This is a genomic window from Salipiger bermudensis, assembly GCF_020171625.1.
Lineage (GTDB): Bacteria > Pseudomonadota > Alphaproteobacteria > Rhodobacterales > Rhodobacteraceae > Salipiger > Salipiger bermudensis_B.
This window is the reverse complement of the sequence record NZ_JAIUZY010000003.1, coordinates 498,350-518,519: the sequence shown is the minus strand read 5'-3', so window position 1 is coordinate 518,519 and position 20,170 is coordinate 498,350. Positions and strand designations below refer to the sequence as shown.

Here is a 20,170-nt window from a genome sequence, read left to right as displayed (position 1 = left end):
GATTGACGCCGCCGCGCCCATGCTTAGGTTGGCGCAGACCCCGGAATTTCAAGGGGGACTTTCACGGAGAAAACCCATGTCACTTGCCCACGGTCGCCCGTATCTGGCCATTCCCGGGCCGTCGGTCATGCCCGATGCCGTGCTGCGGGCGATGCACCGCGCCTCGCCCAACATCTACGAGGGCGAGCTTGTCGACATGGTGGCGGGGATGATCCCCGACCTGCGCTACGTGGCGCAGACCGAGGGCCATGTGGCGATCTATATCTCCAACGGCCACGGCGCTTGGGAGGCCGCGCTGTCGAACGTGCTGGCCGAGGGCGACAAGGTGCTGGTGCCCGCCACCGGGCGCTTCGGCCATGGCTGGGCCGACATGGCGCAGGGGCTGGGGGTCGAGCCGCAGATCATCGATTTCGGCCGCAAGACGCCGCTCGACCCGGCGCGCGTGGCCGAGGCGCTCGAGGCCGACACCGGGCACGCGCTGAAGGCGGTGCTGGTCACCCATGTCGATACCGCGAGCGCGGTGCGCAACGATGTGGCGGCGGTGCGCCGCGTTCTTGACGATCTCGGCCACCCGGCGCTGTTGATGGTCGATTGCATCGCCTCTCTGGCCTGCGATGAATTCCGCATGGACGCCTGGGGCGCCGACGTGATGGTGGCGGGTTCGCAGAAGGGGCTGATGGTGCCCCCGGGGCTGAGCTTCGTGTTCTTCAACGACCGCGCCGCCGAGCGCCGCGCCGCGATGACCCGGGTGAGCCGCTACTGGGACTGGACGCCACGCGCCAACCCCGAGATGTTCTACCAGTATTTCGGAGGCACGGCGCCCGCGCATCACCTCTACGGTCTGCGCGCCGCGCTCGACATCATTCGCGCCGAGGGCATCGAGGCGATCTGGAAGCGCCATGCCACGCTCGCCCGCGCGATCTGGGCGGCGGCGGATGTCTGGGGCTCGGACGGGCCGCTGTCGATGAACGTGGAGGACCCGTCGGTGCGCAGCCACGCGGTCACCGCGCTGCGCGTGGGCGCGCCCTACGGCGCCGAGCTGCGCAAGTGGACCGACACGACGGCGGGGCTGACGCTCGGGATCGGGCTGGGCATGTCCGAGCCGGACGACCCGATGGGTACCGGCTTTTTCCGCATCGGTCACATGGGGCACGTGAACGCGCATATGGTGCTGGGCGCGCTCGGGGTGATCGAGGCGGGTCTGCACGCGGTCGGCATTCCGCACGGTCGCGGCGGCGTCGCGGCGGCGGCCGAGGTCATCGGCTCCGCCGTCTGATCACGTCGATCGCAGGCAAGGAGGCGCGGCTCAGGCCGCGCCGTTCATCCGTCGGTCGAGCAGGGTGATGAGGTGGTTCACCGCCACCCCCGCCAGCGCCACCACGCCGAGACCCCAGTTCACCCAGATCACGCCGAAGATCCACAGCATGTTGATGAACAAAAAGAGCAGCGCGGGCGAGGTGTAGTCCGGGGCTGACTGGCGCGTGCGGTTATCCATGGGGCTGATCCTCAGAAATCGTCGCGGGTCACCCGCCTGACACGGGTGACGCCGCAACTTTGGGATCGAACCCTTTACGCAAGGTAATGGTTCCGCGAACTTCCTGCCGCGAGGGGCGTCAGCCCTTTGCCTGGCGTGTCTCTGCCAGCGCCTTGGGCAGGGCCTCGGCCAGAATGTCGAGATCGGCCTCGGTGCCGGCGCTGATCCGGATGCAGCGATTCTGCGGCGCCACGAAGGGCATCCGCACGAACACCCCATGCCGCGCCAGCGCCTCGAGAACCGCCCGCGCGTGGTCGCCGTCGCGGCCGCAATCGACCGCCACGAAGTTGGTGGCCGAGGGCAGGGCGCTGAGTCCGTTGGCGTCGGCAATCGCGGCGATGCGCTCGCGGGCCGCGACCACGCGCGACCGCACCTCGGCGAGCCACGCATCATCGAGCAGCGCGGCCAGTGCGCCCTGCTGCGCCGAGCGGTTCATCGAGAAGTGGTTGCGGATCTTGTCGAAGGCCTTGATCAGCGGCTCGGCGCCGAAGGCATAGCCCACCCGCGCGCCCGCCATGCCATAGGCCTTGGAGAAGGTGCGGAAACGGATGACGCGGGGGTCCTCCGGGTCGATCTTCGGCGCGGTGCCCTCGGGGGCGAACTCGATATAGGCCTCGTCGAGCGCCAGGACCGTGCCCTTGGGAAGGTCGTCGAGCGCCGCCTCGATGGTGGCCCCGTCGATCCAGCTGCCCATCGGGTTGTCGGGATTGGCGAGGTAGACGATCTTGGCATCGACCTCGGCCGCCTTGGCGAAAAGCGCCGAGATATCCTCGGCGTCGTCGCGATAGGGCACCTTGTGCAACACGCCGCCATAGGCGTTCACGTGGTAGTTGAAGGTCGGGTAGGCGCCCTCCGAGGTGACCACCGCATCGCCCGGCTCGACCAGCAGGCGCACGAGGTAGCCGAGGCAGCCGTCGATGCCCTCGCCGAAGACGATGTTCCCGTGCCCGCAGCCAAGCCGCTTCGACAGCTCCGTCTTCAGCTCGAAATGGCTGGGGTCGGCGTATTTCCAGATCTCCCGATCAGCGGCCTGCAGCGCGGCGATGGCCTTGGGCGAGGGGCCGAAGACGCTCTCGTTGGCGCCGAGGCGGGCGCGGAAGACGTGGCCGCTGGCGCGCTCGTGCTCTTCCGGTCCGACGAAGGGCACGGTGGCGGGAAGGCGGGCGATGAGGTCGGGAAATCTGGGTCCGTGGGTCATGGCGGGGATTTACGGCCTGCCGTGCTTCGCGGTCAAGCGGATGCGTCCTAGCGCAGGAACTTGCGCCGTGCGTCGCGGGCGATCTCGTAGCGCATCTGCAGATCGGCGAAGCGGCCCATGTGCCGCCGCTTCTCTGGCTCGGTGGTGGCCGCCTGCCAGTCGGCGCGGGCGGCGTCGAGCCGGGCCTTGAGGCGGATTTCCTCGGGCAGGGCACCGGCCTCGGCCATGATGCGATAGCCCGCCGCGTCCCCGGCATCGATCAGCGCATCGCCCGGACGGTGGGGAAGAGGTTCACCCTCGCCAGCGAGGCCGGAGAGCTTGCCCTCGGCCTCCGCCTTGCGGATCTGCGCTTCGGTGAGTCGCTGCCAGCCAGTCATGCCGCCAGTTTGCGCCCGGAACGAATGCGGTGCCAGCGTTATCGCACCAGCACCGGCGCCTTGCCGATCATCTCGTCGGCGCCCGCGGCGCGGACCACGAAATCTGCCACGGCGCGGCGGCTGACCAGCCCCATGCGCCAGGTCTCGGGCTCGACCAGCACCTTGTAATGCCCGACGCCGCCATTGGTGAGAATGGTTGGGCGCACCAGCGTCCAGTCGAGATCGGAGCTGCGGATCATCTCTTCCTGAATGTCCTTGTCGGCATAGGCGCGGCCCAGCAGCGCCTGATGCGTCATCCGCTCGGTCCACGACAGCGCCGAGCGCGAATCCCCGGTGCCGATGCCGGTCACGGCGATCAGGCGGCGTACGCCAGCCTTCTGCATTGCCGGGAGCAGCGCCGCGGTGGCCTCCGAGAACAGCTTGGTCCGGGTCCAGACGACCGAGCCGTTGCGCGGCAGGCCCAGAGTCATGGCGACCGCATCGACACCGGCGACCGCCTCGGCAACACAGGTCGGGTCGGTGGCGTCTCCGGGGACCGGCTCTAGGCCGGGCTGCAACGCCATCTCACCGGCGCTGCGGGCAAGTGCGCGGACCGTATGGCCCTGCGCGAGCGCGGTTTCCACCGTCACCGCACCGATGCCGCGGCTGGCTCCGATCACGAGAAGTTTCATGCGCCGTGCTCCCTCCTATTTCGAGGCCAACGCGGGTGTGCTTGACCCCGTTCCGCCAAAAGGCCACTTTCCGCGCCGAGCAGACCTGCGTGCATCAGGCCCTTCGGCACAGAAAGAGATTATGGCAAATACACCAGCCCCCTTCGCCCCGTTCGAATGGATGATCGCGTGGCGCTACCTGCGCGCGCGCCGCGCCGAAGGCGGGGTCAGCGTGATGACCTGGATCAGCCTCGTCGGCATCACGCTCGCGGTGTTCGCGCTGATCGCCACGCTGGCGGTGCGCTCTGGCTTCCGGGCCGAGTTCGTCGACACGATCCTCGGTGCCAACGCGCATGTCACGGTCTATTCCAGCCAGCAGTTCGACGAGAACGACCGCCCGGTGCGCACCTTCGACGACTATGCCGAGCGCGCCGCACGCGTGGCCGAGGTGCCGGGCGTGATCCGCGTGGCGCCGCTGGTGAAGGGGCAGGTGATGGGCACCGCCGATGGCCGCAACGCGGGCGTCGAGGTGTTCGGCATCGCCAAGGACGACCTCAAGGGCATCCCGCGCGTCGCCGACCCCGAGACCGGCGAGGGCGACATCGACAGTTTCGAGCAGGGCATCGCCATCGGCTCCGGCGTGGCGCGCGAGCTGGGCATCGAAGTCGGCGACCAGCTCAAGCTGATCTCGCCGGACGGCGTGCGGACGGCCTTCGGCGTCAGCCCGAGGGTCAAGGCATACGACGTGGTCTACATCTTCACCGCCGGGCGCTACGACATCGACCGCACGCGGGTCTACATGCCATTCGAGGAGGCGCAGCTCTATTTCAACCGCGAGGGCGTGGCCGACGAGCTCGAGGTGATGATCGACGACCCCGAGCGGGTCGAGCGGCTGGCGCTGCCGGTTCTGCAGGCGGCGGGCGAGGGCGCGCTGATCTGGACCTGGCAGGACGCGTCGGGGGCCTTCCTCCGCGCGCTCGAGGTCGAGGACAACGTGATGTTCGTGATCCTCTCGGTGCTGGTGCTGATCGCCACCATGAACATCGTCTCGGGGCTGATCATGTTGGTCAAGAACAAGGGCCGCGACATCGGCATCCTGCGCACGATGGGGCTGACCGAGGGCGCGGTGCTGCGGGTGTTCTTCATCTGCGGCGCCTTCACCGGCGTCATCGGCACGCTGATGGGGGTGGTTCTGGGTTGCCTCTTCGCGATTTATATCGACCCGATCTTTTCCTTCGTGAACTACGTGGCAGGCGGCGGAGTCTGGGACCCTGCGGTGCGCGGCATCTACGCGCTGCCCGCCAAGCTGCAGGTGGGCGACGTGCTCAGCGCCATGGCGTTGTCGCTCGGCCTGTCCTTCATCGTCACGATCTTTCCCGCCCGCCGGGCGGCTCGCATGAACCCGGTGGAGGCGCTGCGCTATGAGTGATCCCGTGCTGTGCCTTCAGGGCATCGAGAAAGTTTACAACCCCGGCCAGCCGAACGAGATCGCGGTGCTGCGCGGCGCCGACCTGTCGGTCGCTCGCGGCGAGGTCGTGGCGCTGGTCGCCCCCTCGGGCGCCGGCAAGTCGACGCTGCTGCACATCGCGGGCCTGCTCGACACCGCCGATCAGGGTCAGGTGGCCATCGCCGGCGAGACCGTGACCGACGCCTCGGACCGGCGGCGCACCATCCTGCGGCGGCAGGAGGTGGGCTTTGTCTACCAGTTCCACCACCTGCTGCCCGAGTTCACCGCCCGCGAGAACATCGTGCTGCCTCAGCTCGCCAATGGCGTGGCCAAGGCCGAGGCCGAGGCGCGGGCGCAGGAGCTTCTGGAAAGCGTCGGCATCGGCGCGCGCGCCGGGCATCGCCCTGCTGCCATGTCGGGCGGCGAGCAGCAGCGCGTGGCGTTCTGCCGGGCGATGGCTAACGGGCCGAAGCTGCTTCTGGCGGATGAGCCGACCGGCAACCTCGACCCCACCACCTCTGACACGGTGTTCGGGGCGCTGGTGCGGCTGGTGCGCGAAACGGGGCTTTCGGCGCTGATCGCGACCCACAACCTCGAGCTTGCGGCGCGCATGGACCGTCGGGTGCGCCTCGAGGAGGGACGTCTCGTCGAAGGCTGAGGCTGGTTGCGCCTCAGCCGCGCTGGGCCAGCCAGACCCCGATCGCCATCATCGCAAGTCCGCCCACACGCGATGCCGAGAGCGGCATCTGCCGCGCGCCGAACAGGCCGAAATGATCGATGATCGCGGCGCTGATGAGCTGGCCGACGAGGACGAAGAAGATCGCCCGCCCGACGCCGAACTGCGGCGCGACATAGGTGATGCTCAGCACGTAGAAGGCGACGAAGAGACCCGCGAGGAAGAGGTATTTCGGGGCGTCCACCGCGCGCGCAACCGGCCGCGGATCGGTGACGAACATCACCACCGTCGCCGCCGACAGCGCCACGATGAACAGGATGAACGCCGCCGCCGCAGGCGAGCCGATATATCCGCCCAGCCGCGCGTTCAGCGCCGCGAGAACGGGGATGCCGATGCCGGCGGCAAGCATGGTGAGCGCGTGGATGGGCATGGGGTCTCCTTCGGGCGGACAGCGGTCTTGCGGCACCATGCGGCGGCGGGGCGGGGCTGTCACCCGGAAAAGGTCTGAGACTTTGACTTGCACCGCAAAGCCTGACAGGCGAGACATGAGGCAACACGACGAGGGGAGCGCATCGGGCATGAAACGCGTACTGATCGGAACATGGCTGACAGCGGGGCTGGCCATCGCCGCCTGCACCACCGACGAGATGCCGGAGGCGGCGGACGGGCGCGGGCTCTACATGGAGTACTGCTCGGTCTGTCACGGCTCTGAGGGCAAGGGCGATGGCGAACTGGCGCGCAGCATGTCCGTGGCGCCGAAGGACCTGACGCTCATCACCGTGCGCCACGGAGACGCATTCCCCCGCGCCGAGGTGCTGTCGATGATCGACGGCTACGCCCGCTCGGATCTCGACGGGCCGTCGATGCCCGAGTTCGGCGAGCTGCTGAAGGGCGATCTCGTGCCGCTCGACACCGGCGACGGGGTGCTCACGCCCACACCGCGCAAGATGGTGGCGCTGCTGGAATACCTCGAATCGATCCAGGCCACGCGCTGATCCTGCGCGGGGGAGGGGCCGGGGCCGCCCGGCCTCAGCCCGCGGAGACCGACTTGCGTACCATGTCCCAGTAGATGTCGGCGACCTCGTCGATCGAGAGCCGCCCGCCGGCGCGGTACCACGTGTTCACCCCGGTCAGCATGGCGATGAGCGCGTAGGAGGCGAGCCGCGTGTCGGGCACCGAAAAGGCGCCCTCGGCCTGCCCGTCGCGCAGGATCGCCTCGAGCGCGCCCTCGTAGAGCTTTCGCTGCGCTTCGATCACCGCGAAGTTCTCGGGCGCGAGATTTCGCAGCTCCATGTAGGAGATGAAGATCGCCTGCGGCCGGTCGAGGTTGAAGCGGATGTGGAAACGCACGAAGGCCTCGAGCCGCTCGCGCGGCCCCTCCGGGCGCGGCTCGGCCTCCCAAGTCGCGAGAAGCTCGTCCATGTGGCCCTTGAGCAGCGAGAACAGCAGCGCCTGCTTGTCGGGGGTGTAGTTGTAGAGCGCGCCCACCTGCACGCCGACCTCGCGGGCGATCTGGCGCATCGACACGGCGGCATAGCCGTGCTGGGCGAACAGCCGCAGCGCGGTCTCGCGGACTTTGGGTCCGGTGATGTCGGAATGGGAGCCTTGGGTACGTGCCATGGCGTCCAGATTAACTGAACGAGCGTTCAGAACAAGGTCTGGTGCTTGCCCCGCCCGCGCTTGTGCGGCAAGAGGGTGACAGACCAGACGGATCCGCCCATGCGCCTCTCGCCTCTTCTGCTGCTGCCCGTCGCCCTGCTGGGCTGCGCCACCTTTCCCGAGCTCGATGCCGCCCGCACCCCGGGCGTGGCGTCGCAGCCGTTTCCCGCCCTGTTGCCGATCGACGATCTGATCTCCGCGCCGCCGCCGCGCGCCACGCCGGAGCTGCGCGCGGGCATCGAGGACCGGGTCGCGGGACTGCGCTCGCGCGCCTCGCGGCTTCAGGGCGAGGTGGTCTCGGACAGGGACAGGCAGCGGATGGATGATGGCGTCGATACGTCGGAATAGGCGGCGCGCGTGACGCCCCAGCCGCCCCTTCACGCCTGCCGGCTCTACGATGACGGCGACCGTGAGACCTTCGGTGCGCCCGGCCTGCTGTTTCCGTGGTGGAGCGTCACCAAGACGGCCATCGCGATCTGTGCGCTCCGGTTGGCAGAGCAGGGGCGGCTGGATCTCGACGCGCCGCTGCCGGACCAGCCATTCACCTTGCACCAACTCCTCACCCACCGCGCCGGGCTGCCGGATTACGGCAGTCTGCCGAGCTATCACGCGGCAGTGCGCGCGGATGAGGCGCCCTGGCCGCGCGACGTGCTTGTCGAGGCGGTCCTGGCGCAGGGGCAGCTCTTCGCGCCGGGGCAGGGCTGGCGCTACTCCAATCTCGGCTACCTGCTGGCACGGGAACGGATCGAGGCGGTGACCGGGCGGGGACTCGGGGAGCTGGTGGCGGCGCTGATCGCGGCACCGCTCGGGCTCGACAGCGTGGGGCTTGCGCAGACGCGGGCGCAGTTCGCACAGACCCCGTGGCCCGGCGCGCGGCGCTATCATCCGGGCTGGGTCTATCACGGCTGCCTGATCGGCACTGCGCCCGACGCGGCGCGGATGATGCAGGCGCTGTTTGCGGGGCGGCTGCTGCGGACCGAGAGCCTGTCGCGAATGCGCAAGACGCACCCTCTGGGCGGCGCCCTGCCGGGGCGTCCGTGGACCGAGCACGGCTACGCGACGGGGCTGATGAGTGGCAGGGCCGGTGCGGCGGGGCGCGCCATCGGGCATTCCGGCGCGGGGCCGTTCAGCGTCAACGCCGTCTATCACTTCTCCGACCTGCCCCGCCCGGTGACGGTGGCCTGCTTCACCGACGGAGGTGACGAAGGCGTGGCCGAGCACGCGGCGGTGCGGCTGGCGCTCGCGGGCTGAGCAATGCTCGCCCGGCGGCGCAGCGGTTTCGCCGCAGCAGGACCGAATCCCGCCAGCGCGCCGTTGCACCGGCGCGGCCTTGGGGATAATGCGGGCCGAACACCTGCCAAAAGCGCGCACAGCTAGAAGGAGCACTCCCATGTCTGACCCCCTCCGTCTCGGAATCGCGGGCCTGGGCACCGTGGGTGCCGGCGTCGTCAAGATCGTCCGCCAGAAATCCGTCCTGCTGGAGGCGCGCACCGGGCGCGGCATCGCGATCTCGGCGGTCTCGGCCCGCAACCGCGAGAAGGATCGCGGCGTGCCGCTGACCGATTACGGCTGGGAAGACGATCCGGTGACGCTCGCCACGCGCGACGATGTCGATGTCTTCGTCGAGCTGGTCGGCGGCTCGGACGGGCCGGCCAAGGCGGCGGTCGAGGCGGCGCTGAAGGCGGGGAAGGACGTGGTCACCGCCAACAAGGCGCTTCTGGCCCATCACGGTCAGGCGCTGGCGCAGCTGGCCGAGGACAATGGCTGCGTGCTGCGCTTCGAAGCGGCGGTCGCGGGCGGCATCCCGGTGATCAAGGCGCTGACCGAAGGGCTTGCCGCCAATGACATCACCCGGGTCATGGGCGTGATGAACGGCACCTGCAACTATATCCTCACGCGGATGGAAAGCGGCGGTCTGAGCTATGCCGAGGCCTTTGCCGAGGCGGACGGGCTGGGCTTCCTCGAGGCCGATCCCGAGCTCGACGTGGGCGGGATCGATGCCGCGCACAAGCTGTCGCTGCTCTCGGCCATCGCCTATGGCACGCAGGTCGCGTTCGACGCGGTCGAGCTCGAGGGCATCGGCCGGGTCAGCATCGACGACATCCGGCAGGCCTCGGACATGGGCTACAAGATCAAGCTTCTGGGCGTGTGCCGGATGACCGGGCGCGGGCTCGAGCAGTCGATGTCGCCCTGCCTCGTGCCCGCCTCGTCGCCGCTGGGGCAGCTCGAGGGCGGCACCAACATGGTGGTGATCGAGGGCGATCAGGTCGGCCAGATCGTGATGCGCGGCGCCGGTGCGGGCGAGGGCCCGACGGCGAGCGCGGTGATGGGCGACGTGGTCGACATCGCGCGCGGCACCCGGGTGACCACCTTCGGTGCGCCGGCCAGCCGGCTGGTGCAGGCGACGCCGGCCAAGGCCGCGACGCCGGCGCCCTATTACCTGCGCATGAGCTTGGCGGACAAGCCGGGAGCGCTGGCCAAGGTGGCCTCGGCCCTGGGCGAGGCCGGGGTGTCGATCCACCGGATGCGTCAGTACGACCATGTCGACAACGCCGCGCCGGTGCTGATCGTGACCCACAAGACCACCCGCGCGGCGCTGGATGCGGCGCTCGACGCGATCCCGGCCACCGGCGTGGTGCAGGGCGATCCGGTCGCGCTGCGCATCGAGCAGGTCTGAGGCCGATCTGGCGGTGCGCCCCTGACGGGGCGCGCAGGTTTTCCCTCGCCCCGCCGTGGCGGGCCGAGGCGGGCAGGGGGCGCTGCCCCCTGTCGCACTGGAGGTGCGTGTTAGGAAGAGAATGAGGCGGCGCTGTCCCCTGTCGCGCCGGAGGTGCGCGTTAGGAAGGAGAGGGGGCGCTGCCCCCTCTTGGCCCGTTGGGCCAATTCACCCCTGAGGTATTTTCGAACCAGAGAAGGGGCGGGCGCCTGCGAGGATGGGGCGGGCGCTTTCGGGGTCAGGGGCGCTCGATGGCGATGGCGGTGCCTTCGCCGCCGCCGATGCAGATCGCGGCGATGCCGCGCTTGAGGCCGCGCCGTTCTAGCGCGTTGAGCAGCGTGACGATGATGCGCGCGCCGCTGGCGCCGATCGGGTGGCCCAGTGCGCAGGCGCCGCCATGCACGTTCACGATATCGCGCGGCAGGCCCATCTCCTTCATGAAGGCCATCGGCACCACCGCGAAGGCCTCGTTGACCTCCCACAGATCGACATCGGACTTGCGCCAGCCGAGGCGCTCGAGGAGCGCCCGCGCGGCCGGGATCGGCGCGGTGGGGAAGAGGTTCGGGGCCTGCGCGTGGCTGGCGTGGCCGAGGATGCGGGCGCGGGGCGTCGCCCCGGCGGCCTCGGCGCCGGCGGAGGTTGTCAGGACCAGCGCCGCCGCGCCGTCGGAGATCGACGAGGAATTGGCCGCCGTGACCGTGCCGTCCTTGCGGAAGGCCGGTTTCAGGTGCGGGATCTTCTCGGGTCGGGCGCGACCGGGCTGCTCGTCGCGGGTGATGATCTCTTCGCCGGTGCGGGCGTGCACGCTGACCGGGGCGATCTCGGACTCGAAGGCGCCGGAGCGTTCCGCGTCGAGCGCATTGTCGAGCGAGGCGATGGCGTACTGGTCCTGGGCCTCGCGGGTGAACTGGAAGGCCTCGGCGCAGTCCTCGGCGAAGGTGCCCATCAGGCGGCCTTTGTCATAGGCATCCTCGAGCCCATCGAGGAACATGTGGTCGATCACCTCGCCATGGCCGATGCGGGCGCCGCCGCGCATGTTCGGCAGCAGGTAAGGCGCGTTGGTCATGCTCTCCATGCCGCCGGCGATCATCGTCGTCGCGTGGCCGAGGACGATCTGGTCGAAGGCCATCATCGCCGCTTTCATGCCTGAGCCGCACATCTTGTTGAGCGTGGTGGCGGGCACGCCCTCGTCGAGCCCGGCGCGGAAGCCGGCCTGGCGCGCCGGCGCCTGGCCCTGTCCGGCGGGCAGCACGCAGCCCATCAGGAGCTCGTCGATGGAGGGGCTGCCGGCTTCGGCGCGCGCCGCGCGGATCGCCGCGCCGCCGAGATCGGCTGCGGCCAGATCCGAGAACACGCCCTGAAAGCTCCCCATCGCGCTGCGTGCCGCGCCGGTGATCACCACGTCAGTCATATGTCGTCCTCCCTCTCTCCTGCACATCCTTACCGAATGCTAAGGATTGCCGTCTAGCCATGGTGGCAGAAACCGTTGCAAGGGGTCGAGATGCAACTGACCGTTGTTCACAACGCGGTGGCAGCGCAGAACCGCGCCGCAGCGACAGGCGGCGCAGGGCCAGAGGCCGCGCCCGGCTGCGACGCGGCGGGGAATGGGCATGGGGATGGAGCCGAGCCATCCGCCACCGCGCCGGACCGGGTGCAGGTGATCCGCGTCGAGGAAGAGCGCATCGATTCGCTGGTGGCGATCCAGTTCAAGGACGCGGTGCGCGCCATGGTCGATCCCGCGGCAAGCCGGGTGGTGCTCGATCTCGGGCCGGTCACCTTCATCGATTCCAGCGGGCTCGGGGCGGTGATCGCCGCCATGAAGGGGCTGGGCGCGGGGCAGAGGCTGGAACTCGCGGCGCTCAGCCCGGTGGTCGACAAGGTGTTCAGGCTGACCCGGATGGACACCGTCTTTACCATTCACGACGTGGTTCCGCCGCTTGGCGAATCCGGGCCGGCCTGACCTGGCCGGCGGGAGCGAGGGTTCATGTTGGAGGCGCATAACCCCGACCTGCCACTGATCCTCGATCTCTGGATCGGCGCGCACCCGGCCGAGGTGCGCCGGGCCGTGGGCCATGCAAGGCGGGCGCTCTGCGCGGTCGGATTCGACCCTCGCCGCGCCGACGAGGCGGAACTCCTGCTCGCGGAGGCGCTGAACAACGTGGTCGAGCACGCCTATGCGGATCACACAAGCGGGCGCATTCACCTGCAGATCCTGGCCGACGGTGGAACCGCGTTGCTGCGCCTGTGCGATACCGGCGCGGGGATGCCCTGCGGTGTGCCGCCGGACGGGCGGATCCCCGCAAGCGCAGATCCGGGCGACCTGCCCGAGGGCGGGTATGGCTGGCACCTGATCCACCGGCTGGCCGATACGGTCCGCTACGATCGCAGGGGCGGCAGGAACAGGCTCGAACTGCGTCTTGCAGGCCGGGTGGGGCGAGGCGGGACAAATCCGCGGGGCTGTTCATGAAAGCGCCCAGATCCGATCTCATTGGCGCCCGAAATGCCGGCGATACAGAGAGGGTAGCTGCAAAAGGCTTCCCTCGGCGCGGCGCCGTTTCAGCCCCCACCCAGTGCGTGGCGCCGAGGACTTTGCAGCACTGGAAACGTCCCCCACAGACTGACCGATCGCGCTGCCGGGCCTCACGCCCGCGCAGGCCTTTGGCCGTGGCGCCGCGGTGTCGGGCTCGGGAAAGGCGGCCCTGGATCCGACATCTCAATTCCTTCAAGCGATCATATTTCCGCCCGAATGACCGGCGATACAGACAGGGTAGCTGCTAAAGGCTTCCCTCGGCGTCACGTCGTTTCAGCCCCCACCCAGTGCGTGGCGCCGAGGAACTTCCCCCAAACGCGATCCTCCCAGACCAGCCGCGCCTGCTGCGCGCGGGCAGGACGGGATGGCGCCCTGCAGGGGCCCATGCGGCGGTCATCCCGAAACCGAGAGCACAGCAAAAAGGGCGGCCCAAGGCCGCCCTTTGCAGGTCCGGGATCGGATGGGTCAGTAGCTGTACTGCGCGTAGATCGGGCTCAGATCGCCGTTCCAGTCGCCGTGGTAATGCTCGAGAAGCTCGTCCGCCGGCACCTTGCCGGTCTCGACGCTCTCCTTCAGCGCATTCAGGAAATGGGTCTCGTCGGGCAGCATCCCGCCGGCGCCGGTGCAGGCGCGTGCCTTGAGACCGGCCTCTGCGATCTCGAGCGTGCGCGCCGCGAGGTCGTGCATCCGGATGCCCTCGACGTCCGCTGCAAGCGCGTCGTCGGCGGCGGCGACGCGCAGGGCCTGCCGGGTCGGGGCGTCCCAGCCCTTTACCAGATCCCAGGCGGCGTCGAGCGCGCCGGAATCGTAGGTCAGCCCGACCCAGAAGGCCGGCAGCGCGCAGAGCCTGCGCCACGGGCCGCCATCGGCGCCGCGCATCTCGATGAATTTCTTCAGTCGCGCTTCGGGGAAGATGGTGGTCAGGTGATCGGCCCAGTCCGACAGGGTCGGCACCTCGCCGGGCAGGGCCGGAAGCTGACCCTTCATGAAGTCGCGGAACGACATGCCGAGCGCGTCGATATACTTGCCGTCGCGGTAGACGAAATACATCGGCACATCGAGCGCGTAATCGACGTAACGCTCGAAGCCGAACCCGTCCTCGAAGACGAAGGGTAGCATCCCCGTGCGGTCCTCATCGAGATGGCGCCAGACCCAGGAGCGGTAGCTCTTCATGCCGTTGGGCTTGCCCTCGAAGAACGGCGAATTGGCGAACAGCGCGGTGGCGACCGGCTGCAGCGCCAGCGCCACGCGCATCTTCTTGACCATGTCGGCCTCGGAGCCGAAATCGAGGTTCACCTGCACCGTGCAGGTGCGTCGCATCATGGTGGTGCCGCTGGTGCCGACCCGGTCCATGTAGGCATCCATCAGCTTGTAGCGCCCCTTGGGCATGAGCGGCGTCTCGTCATGCATCCATTCCGGCGCGGCCCCGAGGCCGATGAAGCCCACGCCGATCGCGTCGGCGATGCTTTTGACTTCGCGCAGGTGTTCGTTCACCTCGTCGCAGGTCTGGTGGATGGTCTCGAGCGGAGCGCCCGAGAGCTCCAGCGCGCCGCCCGGCTCGAGCGAGACATTGGCGCCGTCCTTGGTCAGGCCGATGAGCTTGCCGCCCTCTTCGACCGGCGCCCAGCCGTAGCGGTCGCGCAGGCCTTCCAGAACCGCGCGGATCGAGCGTTTGCCCTCGTAGGGCAGGGGCGCGTGGGTGTCGGTGAGGTAGCCGAATTTCTCGTGCTCGGTGCCGATACGCCAGTCTTCGACCGGCTTGCAGCCGGCCTCGAGGTATTCCGCGAGCTGTGTGTGGCTCTCGATCGGGCCGCCGCCGGTTTGGGGAATGGACATGAGGGCGCTCCGAATTGTCTGGCCGTATCGCTTTGAAGGTCAGGCATGGGCGCTGCGCCCTGGCTTGTCAATGCAGACGGAGGTGTGTGGATTTGCACGAAGCCTTGCGCCAGATCTCCACCGGGCGGGTGCCGTCGCGGCGCATCTCGGCCAGCATCCGCTCGGTCTGCAGGCCGGGCAGGGTGGCGAAGGCGTCGAACAGCGCGTCGGCGCCTTCGGCGTTGAGCGGGATGGCAAGCGGCTCCTGTCCGGGCTGGTGCAGCATCCAGTGCGGCGGCTTGCCGGTCGGGTCGAGGCTCAGCGCGCTCAGCGCATCGAGATCGGCCACACCGCCCGTCAAGGGGCCGAAATAGGTGATGCGCCCCTCGAGCACCTGAACGATGCCGGGCCCGCCGCTGCCGATGCGGAAGCGGCCACGCTGGATGCCCGCGACGATCAGCAGCACCCCGGCCAGCGCCACCGCGTAGCCGATCCAGTGCAGCAGCCCGCCACCGGTGAAGAAGCCCCAGTACAGCCCCAGCGCCAGCACGCCCAGCCCGACAAGCGCCTCGCGCCATCGTGACAGCGCCGCCTTCGCCCCGGGCCGGATCATGCCCAGTCTCCGCTCTGCGCCTGCCACAGCGTCAACGCCGCCACCGCTGCCGTGTCGGCGCGCAGGATGCGCGGACCAAGGGCGATGACGCGGGTCTGCTCCATGCCACCAAGGCGTTTGCGCTCGGCATCCGAGAACCCGCCCTCGGGGCCGATCAGCACGGCGGCGGGGGCCGGGGCGCCCGCAAGGGCCGCGGCGCGGCTGCCCGCCTCCGCTTCGTCGCAGAACAGCAACCCGCGCGCCTCGGGCCAGTCCGCCAGCAGCCGGTCGAGCCGCACCAGCTCGGCCACCTCGGGCACGAACAGTGCGCCGCATTGTTCTGCCGCCTCGAGCGCGTGCGCCTGCAGCCGGTCCTGCCGGATGCGCTCGGAATTGGTGAACTGGGTCTGCACCGGGAGGATGCGCCGCACCCCCAGCTCGACCGCCTTCTCGACGATGAAATCGGTGCGGGCCTTCTTGATCGGGGCGAAGAGCAGCCAGAGATCGGGCGGCATCGTCTGAGGCCGCGTCTGCGTGTCGCAGACCGCGGTGCCGGCCTTCTTGCCGGCCTCGGTGATTTCGGCCCGCCATTCGCCATCGCGGCCGTTAAACAGAAGAATCTCTCCGCCCGTGGCCATGCGCATCACGGAAAAAAGATAGTGAGCCTGCTCCCGTGTCAGCGGGACAGGTTGTCCCGCGCCCAGCGGGTGCTCTACAAACAGGCGAACCTTCGCAGTCATGAGGCGCACCATATGAGCCAACCGGAACCAACGCCAGAGGCAGACGGACAGGTCTCCGACGCCGTGCGCGGCAACTGGGTGGATCACTACGCCCCGGGCTGGAGCCGGCCCTACCTGCGCCTGTCGCGCGCCGACCGCCCCATCGGCACATGGCTGCTGCTGCTGCCCTGCTGGTGGGGGCTTTTGCTGTCGATGGTGCATGACGGGCGGGCCTCGCTCTTTGATCTCTGGATCTTTGCCGGCTGCGGCATCGGCGCCTTCCTCATGCGCGGTGCCGGTTGCACCTGGAACGACATCACCGACCGCAAGATCGACGGCTCGGTGGCGCGCACGGCCTCGCGACCGATTCCCTCCGGGCAGGTCAGCACCAAGCAGGCGCTTGGCTGGGCGGTGCTGCAGTCGCTCGTTGCCTTCGGCATCCTTGTAACCTTCCCGCCCATGGCCATCGCGCTTGGCGTGCTGGCGCTGGCGCCGGTGGCGATCTACCCCTTCGCCAAGCGCTTCACGTGGTGGCCGCAGATCTTCCTCGGCATCGCCTTCAACTGGGGGGCGCTGCTGGCCTGGACGGCGCATTCGGGGAGCCTTGGCTGGCCGGCGGTGCTGCTCTACTTTGCCGGCATGGCCTGGACGCTGTTCTACGACACCATCTACGCCCATCAGGACAAGGAGGACGACGCGCTGATCGGGGTGAAATCCACCGCCCGCCTGTTCGGCGACGCCGCCACGCCGAGATGGCTGGCGGGCTTTCTGGTGATCTGCATCTCGCTGATGGGGCTGGCCATCGTCGCGGCGGTGCCGCGCGGCGAGATCCTGCAGCTGGTGATCCTGATCGGCGGACCGTGGGCGATGGGCTGGCACATGCTCTGGCAGATGCGCCGGCTCGAGGTGAACGATCACGACCGGCTCCTGATGCTGTTCCGCTCGAACCGCGATGCGGGCCTTCTGCCTGTGCTGTTTTTCGCCGTAGCCCTTCTGGCTTGATTGCGTGACCGGGGGGCGGGGCGTATCACCTCCGCCAGACCGACAAGAAGACCAATAAAAAAGGAAGGAAGGCCGATGCGCCTCTCCAGAATCGCCATTCCCGCCGCCGCGCTGCTGATCGCTGCCGTGCTCTGCGTCATCACGGCGTTCTTCTCCGTCAGGCTGGTCGAGGACAGCTCGATCTCCGGTGTCGAGGAGGCGCTCGACATAGCCGAACTCGACTGGGCGGATGTCGACGTGAACGGGCTGCAGGTCTTCCTGATCGGCGAGGCCCCGGACGAGGCGGCGCGCTTTCAGGCGGTGACGGTGGCCGGAACGGTGGTGGATTCGGCCCGGGTCATCGACCAGATGCTGGTGGCCGAGGCCGCCGATATCCGCCCGCCGGACTTCTCGGTCGAGATCCTGCGAAACGATGACGGCATCTCGGTGATCGGCCTGATCCCGGCCAGCACCGACCGCGAGGACATGCTGTCGCGCTTCGAGGACATCGCCGGCCGTGACGGCGAGGTGGCGGACCTGCTCGAGGTGGCCGACTTCCCCGCCCCGGAGGGCTGGGAACGGGCGCTGAGCTTCGCGCTGCGCTCGCTGTCGGACCTGCCGCGCTCCAAGCTCTCGGTCTCGGGCGAGGAAGTCGCGATCAAGGCGATGACCGAGAGCGAATCCGAGCGCCGCAAGCTGCTCTCCAACCTCGAGCGCCGGGCGCCGGAGGGGCTCGAGCTGACACTGGATCTGTCGGCGCCCCGTCCGGTGATCACCCCCTTCACCCTGCGCTTCGTGATCGACGAGAGCGGACAGGCGCAATTCGATGCCTGCTCCGCCGATACCGAGCAAAGCCGCGATGCCATCCTGGCCGCCGCGCGAAGCGCCGGCGTGAGCGAGGACGAAACCTGCCGGCTTGGCCTTGGCGTGCCGAGCCGGCGTTGGGCCGATGCCGCCGTGCAGGCGATCTCGGCGGTGAAGGAACTGGGCGGCGGGTCGGTGACCTTCTCCAATGCCGATGTCGCGCTGCTGGCGCTCGAAGGCACCGATCAGGGCCTCTTCGACCGCGTCGTGGGCGAGCTCGAGTCCGGCCTGCCGGAGGTCTTCGCGCTGAAGGCCGTTCTACCCGAGACGCCGGACGCCAAGGACGAGGGGCCGCGCGAGTTCACCGCGACGCTGAGCCCCGAGGGCTCTGTCCAGCTGCGCGGCCGGGTGCGCTCGGAGATCGCTCGCCAGACCGCCGACAGCCTTGCGCGCGCGCTGTTTACCTCGGCCTCGGTCTATACCGCCGCGCGCGTCGACGAGACCCTGCCGGCAAGCTGGTCCCCGCGGGTGCTGGCCGGGCTCGAGGCGCTTGGGGCGCTGTCGAACGGCGTGGTGCGGGTGACGCCGGATCTGGTCAGCCTGTCGGGCAACACCGGCAACCCCGATGCCGAGGACGAGATCTCGGGCCTGCTGGCGGACAAGCTGGGTGAGGCCGGCGGCTTCGAGATCAGCGTCACCTACCAGGAGAAGCTCGACCCGACGCTCGGCATCCCGACCCCGGAGGAATGCGAGGCGCAGATCGTCGAGATCATCGGCGACCGGAAGATCAATTTCGAACCCGGCTCGGCCAATCTCGACGCCTCCGCCAAGGACGTGATGGACGATATCGCCGAACTGCTGAAGCTGTGTGGCGACATCCCCCTCGAGATCCAGGGCCACACCGACAGCCAGGGCCGCGAATCGATGAACGAGCAGCTCAGCCAGGACCGCGCGCAGGCGGTGCTCGATGCGCTGCGCAACCGGCGGGTGCTGACCGCCTCCTACCGGGTCAAGGGCTATGGCGAGACCCAGCCCATTGCCGACAATGGCACCGAGGAAGGCCGCGAGGCCAACCGCCGGATCGCCTTCCACCTGATCCGCCCGGAGGCGGTGGAAGAAGAAAAGACCGCGCTGGAAGAGCTTGAAGAAGCGGGCGCAGAAGGCGATACGGAAGTCCCAGAGGCGGAACAAGGGACGGGTGAATGAACAGGGCCGAATTCGTGATCGCCACGGCGATCATTCTCTTCGTGGCCTTCTGCATGGGCTGGTTCGCCAACTGGCTCGTGCACCGGTTCAAGCGGGTCAGCCAGTCGGATGTCGACCAGCTCGAACGGATGAGCCAGGAGCTGCACGAGGCCGAGGAGACGCGCGACCAGGCCATCACCTATCTGCAGCAGCGCGAAGCGGAGCTGACCAACCAGCTGGCGCAGACCGAGGCAGAGCTCTCGGCGGCCATGGAAGGCCTGCGCGAGGCGCGCCACGAGGCCGAGGAAATGCGCGGCTGGATCGATCGCAACAAGGGCGGCGCCGCCTGAGCGCGCGTCACGTGCCGGTCGCTGAATGCGCCGCTTTCGCGGCACTCTATGAGCCACGCCCCGCCTGCGGCAGGACGTGGCGGCGGGCGATTGTGGCACGGGTTGTCTGCCTGCCGTGGCGTCTTGCGCGTGGCTGTCGGGTTTTCTTGAGTATTTGGGACGTAGAGAAGCAGGGGCTCGGGGCCCTTGTGGGCGCGCCGTGCATGGGCGTGCGGGTTTCCATTCCGGGAGCGGCCTCGTAAGAGGTGGGCGAAAGGAAGGTGACCGATGTCCCATGTCACGCTTGTGCGCCACGGCCAGGCCAACACCGCGGCGCGCGACGAGCGCTCTTATGACCGGCTCAGCGATCTTGGACGGCAGCAGGCGCGCTGGCTTGGTGAGCATATGCGGGGCACCGGCGAGCGCTTCGCCCGCGCCTATCGCGGAACGCTGACCCGGCATCGCGAAACCGCCGAGGAGATGGCGCTCGGGCTCGAGGTCGTGGCCGATGCCCGGCTCAACGAGCTGGAGTATTTCACCCTGGCGCAGCTCTGCGCCGAGCAGCACGGTGTGGCGGTGCCGGAGAACCGGGAGGCCTTCGTCCTGCACCTGCCGCGGCTCTTCACGATCTGGCGCGAAGGCGGGCTCGAGGGCGCGCCGGAGAGCTTCGAGAGCTTCGAGAGCCGGGTCGGGGAGGCGCTGCGCGAGATCGCCGACGGCGAGGGCCGCGCGGTCGTCGTGACCTCCGGCGGGCTCATAGGCATGGCGATGCGGGTGACCATGGGGCTCGGCATGGGCGCGCTGGCCCATGCCTGCCTCGCCGTCGAGAACAGCTCGGTGCACCGCTTCCAGCCGCTGGCCACCGGGCTGGCGCTGACCCAGTTCAATGCCGTGCCGCATCTCGAGGCGCCGGGCCGGGCCTACGCGCGGACCCATCTCTGAGCCCCGGCTTTCGCTC

22 protein-coding genes and 1 pseudogene are annotated in these 20,170 nt (G+C 69.0%); 13 read left to right on the top strand and 10 right to left on the bottom strand.

Annotated features, from left to right (window positions below; all coding sequences use genetic code 11):
* Nucleotides 1-76 precede the first annotated feature (76 nt).
* Complete coding sequence (locus LCM15_RS06025) at nucleotides 77-1,276, top strand: pyridoxal-phosphate-dependent aminotransferase family protein (protein WP_224854276.1); 1,200 nt, start codon at nucleotides 77-79, stop codon at nucleotides 1,274-1,276.
* Between the two features lie 30 nt (nucleotides 1,277-1,306).
* On the opposite strand, the gene LCM15_RS06020 is transcribed toward LCM15_RS06025, so the two are convergent.
* From LCM15_RS06020 to LCM15_RS06005, 4 genes are all read right to left on the bottom strand, one after another.
* The gene (locus LCM15_RS06020; RefSeq protein ID WP_224854273.1) at nucleotides 1,307-1,495 is read right to left on the bottom strand and encodes a histidinol phosphate aminotransferase; all 189 of its coding nucleotides are present in this window, start codon (nucleotides 1,493-1,495) and stop codon (nucleotides 1,307-1,309) included.
* Nucleotides 1,496-1,613: 118 nt separating this feature from the next.
* A complete protein-coding gene (locus LCM15_RS06015; RefSeq protein ID WP_224854270.1) occupies nucleotides 1,614-2,732 on the bottom strand; it encodes a pyridoxal phosphate-dependent aminotransferase in 1,119 nt (372 codons plus the stop codon).
* A gap of 47 nt (nucleotides 2,733-2,779) precedes the next feature.
* Nucleotides 2,780-3,109: a DUF1992 domain-containing protein gene (locus LCM15_RS06010; protein WP_224854267.1), complete on the bottom strand. Its 330-nt coding sequence runs from the start codon at nucleotides 3,107-3,109 to the stop codon at nucleotides 2,780-2,782.
* A gap of 38 nt (nucleotides 3,110-3,147) precedes the next feature.
* The gene (locus LCM15_RS06005) at nucleotides 3,148-3,780 is read right to left on the bottom strand and encodes an NAD(P)-dependent oxidoreductase (RefSeq protein ID WP_224854264.1); all 633 of its coding nucleotides are present in this window, start codon (nucleotides 3,778-3,780) and stop codon (nucleotides 3,148-3,150) included.
* 121 nt (nucleotides 3,781-3,901) lie between these two features.
* On the opposite strand from LCM15_RS06005, the gene LCM15_RS06000 reads away from it, so the two are divergent.
* Together LCM15_RS06000 and LCM15_RS05995 are read left to right on the top strand one after the other, a co-directional pair.
* Nucleotides 3,902-5,188 (top strand): lipoprotein-releasing ABC transporter permease subunit, encoded by a 1,287-nt coding sequence (locus tag LCM15_RS06000; RefSeq protein ID WP_224854262.1) that lies wholly within the window; start codon nucleotides 3,902-3,904, stop codon nucleotides 5,186-5,188.
* Nucleotides 5,181-5,864: an ABC transporter ATP-binding protein gene (locus tag LCM15_RS05995; protein WP_224854259.1), complete on the top strand. Its 684-nt coding sequence runs from the start codon at nucleotides 5,181-5,183 to the stop codon at nucleotides 5,862-5,864. Before LCM15_RS06000 ends, LCM15_RS05995 begins: the two co-directional genes overlap by 8 nt.
* A gap of 13 nt (nucleotides 5,865-5,877) precedes the next feature.
* On the opposite strand, the gene LCM15_RS05990 is transcribed toward LCM15_RS05995, so the two are convergent.
* Nucleotides 5,878-6,312, bottom strand: coding sequence for a DMT family transporter (locus LCM15_RS05990; protein ID WP_224854257.1), 435 nt, complete (start codon nucleotides 6,310-6,312; stop codon nucleotides 5,878-5,880).
* Between the two features lie 148 nt (nucleotides 6,313-6,460).
* On the opposite strand from LCM15_RS05990, the gene LCM15_RS05985 reads away from it, so the two are divergent.
* Entirely contained in the window at nucleotides 6,461-6,877 is a 417-nt protein-coding gene (locus LCM15_RS05985; RefSeq protein WP_224854254.1) for a c-type cytochrome, read from the top strand.
* A gap of 34 nt (nucleotides 6,878-6,911) precedes the next feature.
* Here LCM15_RS05985 and LCM15_RS05980 read toward each other — a convergent pair whose 3' ends face one another.
* Nucleotides 6,912-7,502 carry a TetR/AcrR family transcriptional regulator gene (locus LCM15_RS05980; RefSeq protein WP_224854252.1) on the bottom strand — a complete coding sequence of 197 codons (591 nt, stop codon included), beginning with the start codon at nucleotides 7,500-7,502 and terminating at the stop codon, nucleotides 6,912-6,914.
* Between the two features lie 99 nt (nucleotides 7,503-7,601).
* Between LCM15_RS05980 and LCM15_RS05975 the strand changes: the two genes are divergently transcribed.
* The 3 genes from LCM15_RS05975 to LCM15_RS05965 all read left to right on the top strand — a co-directional run bounded on the left by LCM15_RS05975 (nucleotide 7,602) and on the right by LCM15_RS05965 (nucleotide 10,218).
* Nucleotides 7,602-7,889: a hypothetical protein gene (locus LCM15_RS05975; RefSeq protein WP_224854249.1), complete on the top strand. Its 288-nt coding sequence runs from the start codon at nucleotides 7,602-7,604 to the stop codon at nucleotides 7,887-7,889.
* 9 nt (nucleotides 7,890-7,898) lie between these two features.
* Nucleotides 7,899-8,792 carry a serine hydrolase domain-containing protein gene (locus LCM15_RS05970; RefSeq protein ID WP_224854246.1) on the top strand — a complete coding sequence of 298 codons (894 nt, stop codon included), beginning with the start codon at nucleotides 7,899-7,901 and terminating at the stop codon, nucleotides 8,790-8,792.
* 139 nt (nucleotides 8,793-8,931) lie between these two features.
* Nucleotides 8,932-10,218 carry a homoserine dehydrogenase gene (locus LCM15_RS05965; RefSeq protein ID WP_224854244.1) on the top strand — a complete coding sequence of 429 codons (1,287 nt, stop codon included), beginning with the start codon at nucleotides 8,932-8,934 and terminating at the stop codon, nucleotides 10,216-10,218.
* A 277-nt stretch (nucleotides 10,219-10,495) separates the two neighbouring features.
* On the opposite strand, the gene LCM15_RS05960 is transcribed toward LCM15_RS05965, so the two are convergent.
* Nucleotides 10,496-11,668 carry an acetyl-CoA C-acyltransferase gene (locus tag LCM15_RS05960; RefSeq protein ID WP_224854241.1) on the bottom strand — a complete coding sequence of 391 codons (1,173 nt, stop codon included), beginning with the start codon at nucleotides 11,666-11,668 and terminating at the stop codon, nucleotides 10,496-10,498.
* Nucleotides 11,669-11,887: 219 nt separating this feature from the next.
* On the opposite strand from LCM15_RS05960, the pseudogene LCM15_RS05955 reads away from it, so the two are divergent.
* A pseudogene (locus LCM15_RS05955) lies at nucleotides 11,888-12,217 on the top strand (STAS domain-containing protein); the annotation flags it as partial.
* A 24-nt stretch (nucleotides 12,218-12,241) separates the two neighbouring features.
* A complete protein-coding gene (locus LCM15_RS05950) occupies nucleotides 12,242-12,724 on the top strand; it encodes an ATP-binding protein (protein ID WP_224854239.1) in 483 nt (160 codons plus the stop codon).
* A 528-nt stretch (nucleotides 12,725-13,252) separates the two neighbouring features.
* On the opposite strand, the gene LCM15_RS05945 is transcribed toward LCM15_RS05950, so the two are convergent.
* The 3 genes from LCM15_RS05945 to LCM15_RS05935 all read right to left on the bottom strand — a co-directional run bounded on the left by LCM15_RS05945 (nucleotide 13,253) and on the right by LCM15_RS05935 (nucleotide 15,934).
* The gene (locus tag LCM15_RS05945) at nucleotides 13,253-14,623 is read right to left on the bottom strand and encodes a glutamate--cysteine ligase (RefSeq protein ID WP_224854236.1); all 1,371 of its coding nucleotides are present in this window, start codon (nucleotides 14,621-14,623) and stop codon (nucleotides 13,253-13,255) included.
* Nucleotides 14,624-14,690: 67 nt separating this feature from the next.
* A complete protein-coding gene (locus tag LCM15_RS05940) occupies nucleotides 14,691-15,215 on the bottom strand; it encodes a hypothetical protein (protein WP_224854233.1) in 525 nt (174 codons plus the stop codon).
* Nucleotides 15,212-15,934, bottom strand: coding sequence for a 16S rRNA (uracil(1498)-N(3))-methyltransferase (locus LCM15_RS05935; RefSeq protein WP_224854230.1), 723 nt, complete (start codon nucleotides 15,932-15,934; stop codon nucleotides 15,212-15,214). The genes LCM15_RS05940 and LCM15_RS05935 overlap by 4 nt, the downstream gene beginning before the upstream one ends.
* A gap of 12 nt (nucleotides 15,935-15,946) precedes the next feature.
* Between LCM15_RS05935 and ubiA the strand changes: the two genes are divergently transcribed.
* The 4 genes from ubiA to LCM15_RS05915 all read left to right on the top strand — a co-directional run bounded on the left by ubiA (nucleotide 15,947) and on the right by LCM15_RS05915 (nucleotide 20,154).
* Nucleotides 15,947-16,915, top strand: a complete 969-nt coding sequence (ubiA, locus tag LCM15_RS05930; RefSeq protein ID WP_224854228.1) for a 4-hydroxybenzoate octaprenyltransferase — start codon at nucleotides 15,947-15,949, stop codon at nucleotides 16,913-16,915.
* 75 nt (nucleotides 16,916-16,990) lie between these two features.
* On the top strand, nucleotides 16,991-18,904 hold the full coding sequence (locus LCM15_RS05925; protein WP_224854226.1) for an OmpA family protein: 1,914 nt from the start codon (nucleotides 16,991-16,993) through the stop codon (nucleotides 18,902-18,904).
* Nucleotides 18,901-19,233, top strand: coding sequence for a hypothetical protein (locus tag LCM15_RS05920; protein WP_224854224.1), 333 nt, complete (start codon nucleotides 18,901-18,903; stop codon nucleotides 19,231-19,233). Before LCM15_RS05925 ends, LCM15_RS05920 begins: the two co-directional genes overlap by 4 nt.
* 267 nt (nucleotides 19,234-19,500) lie before the next feature.
* Nucleotides 19,501-20,154: a histidine phosphatase family protein gene (locus LCM15_RS05915; RefSeq protein WP_224854221.1), complete on the top strand. Its 654-nt coding sequence runs from the start codon at nucleotides 19,501-19,503 to the stop codon at nucleotides 20,152-20,154.
* The last annotated feature ends 16 nt before the right edge of the window (nucleotides 20,155-20,170 follow it).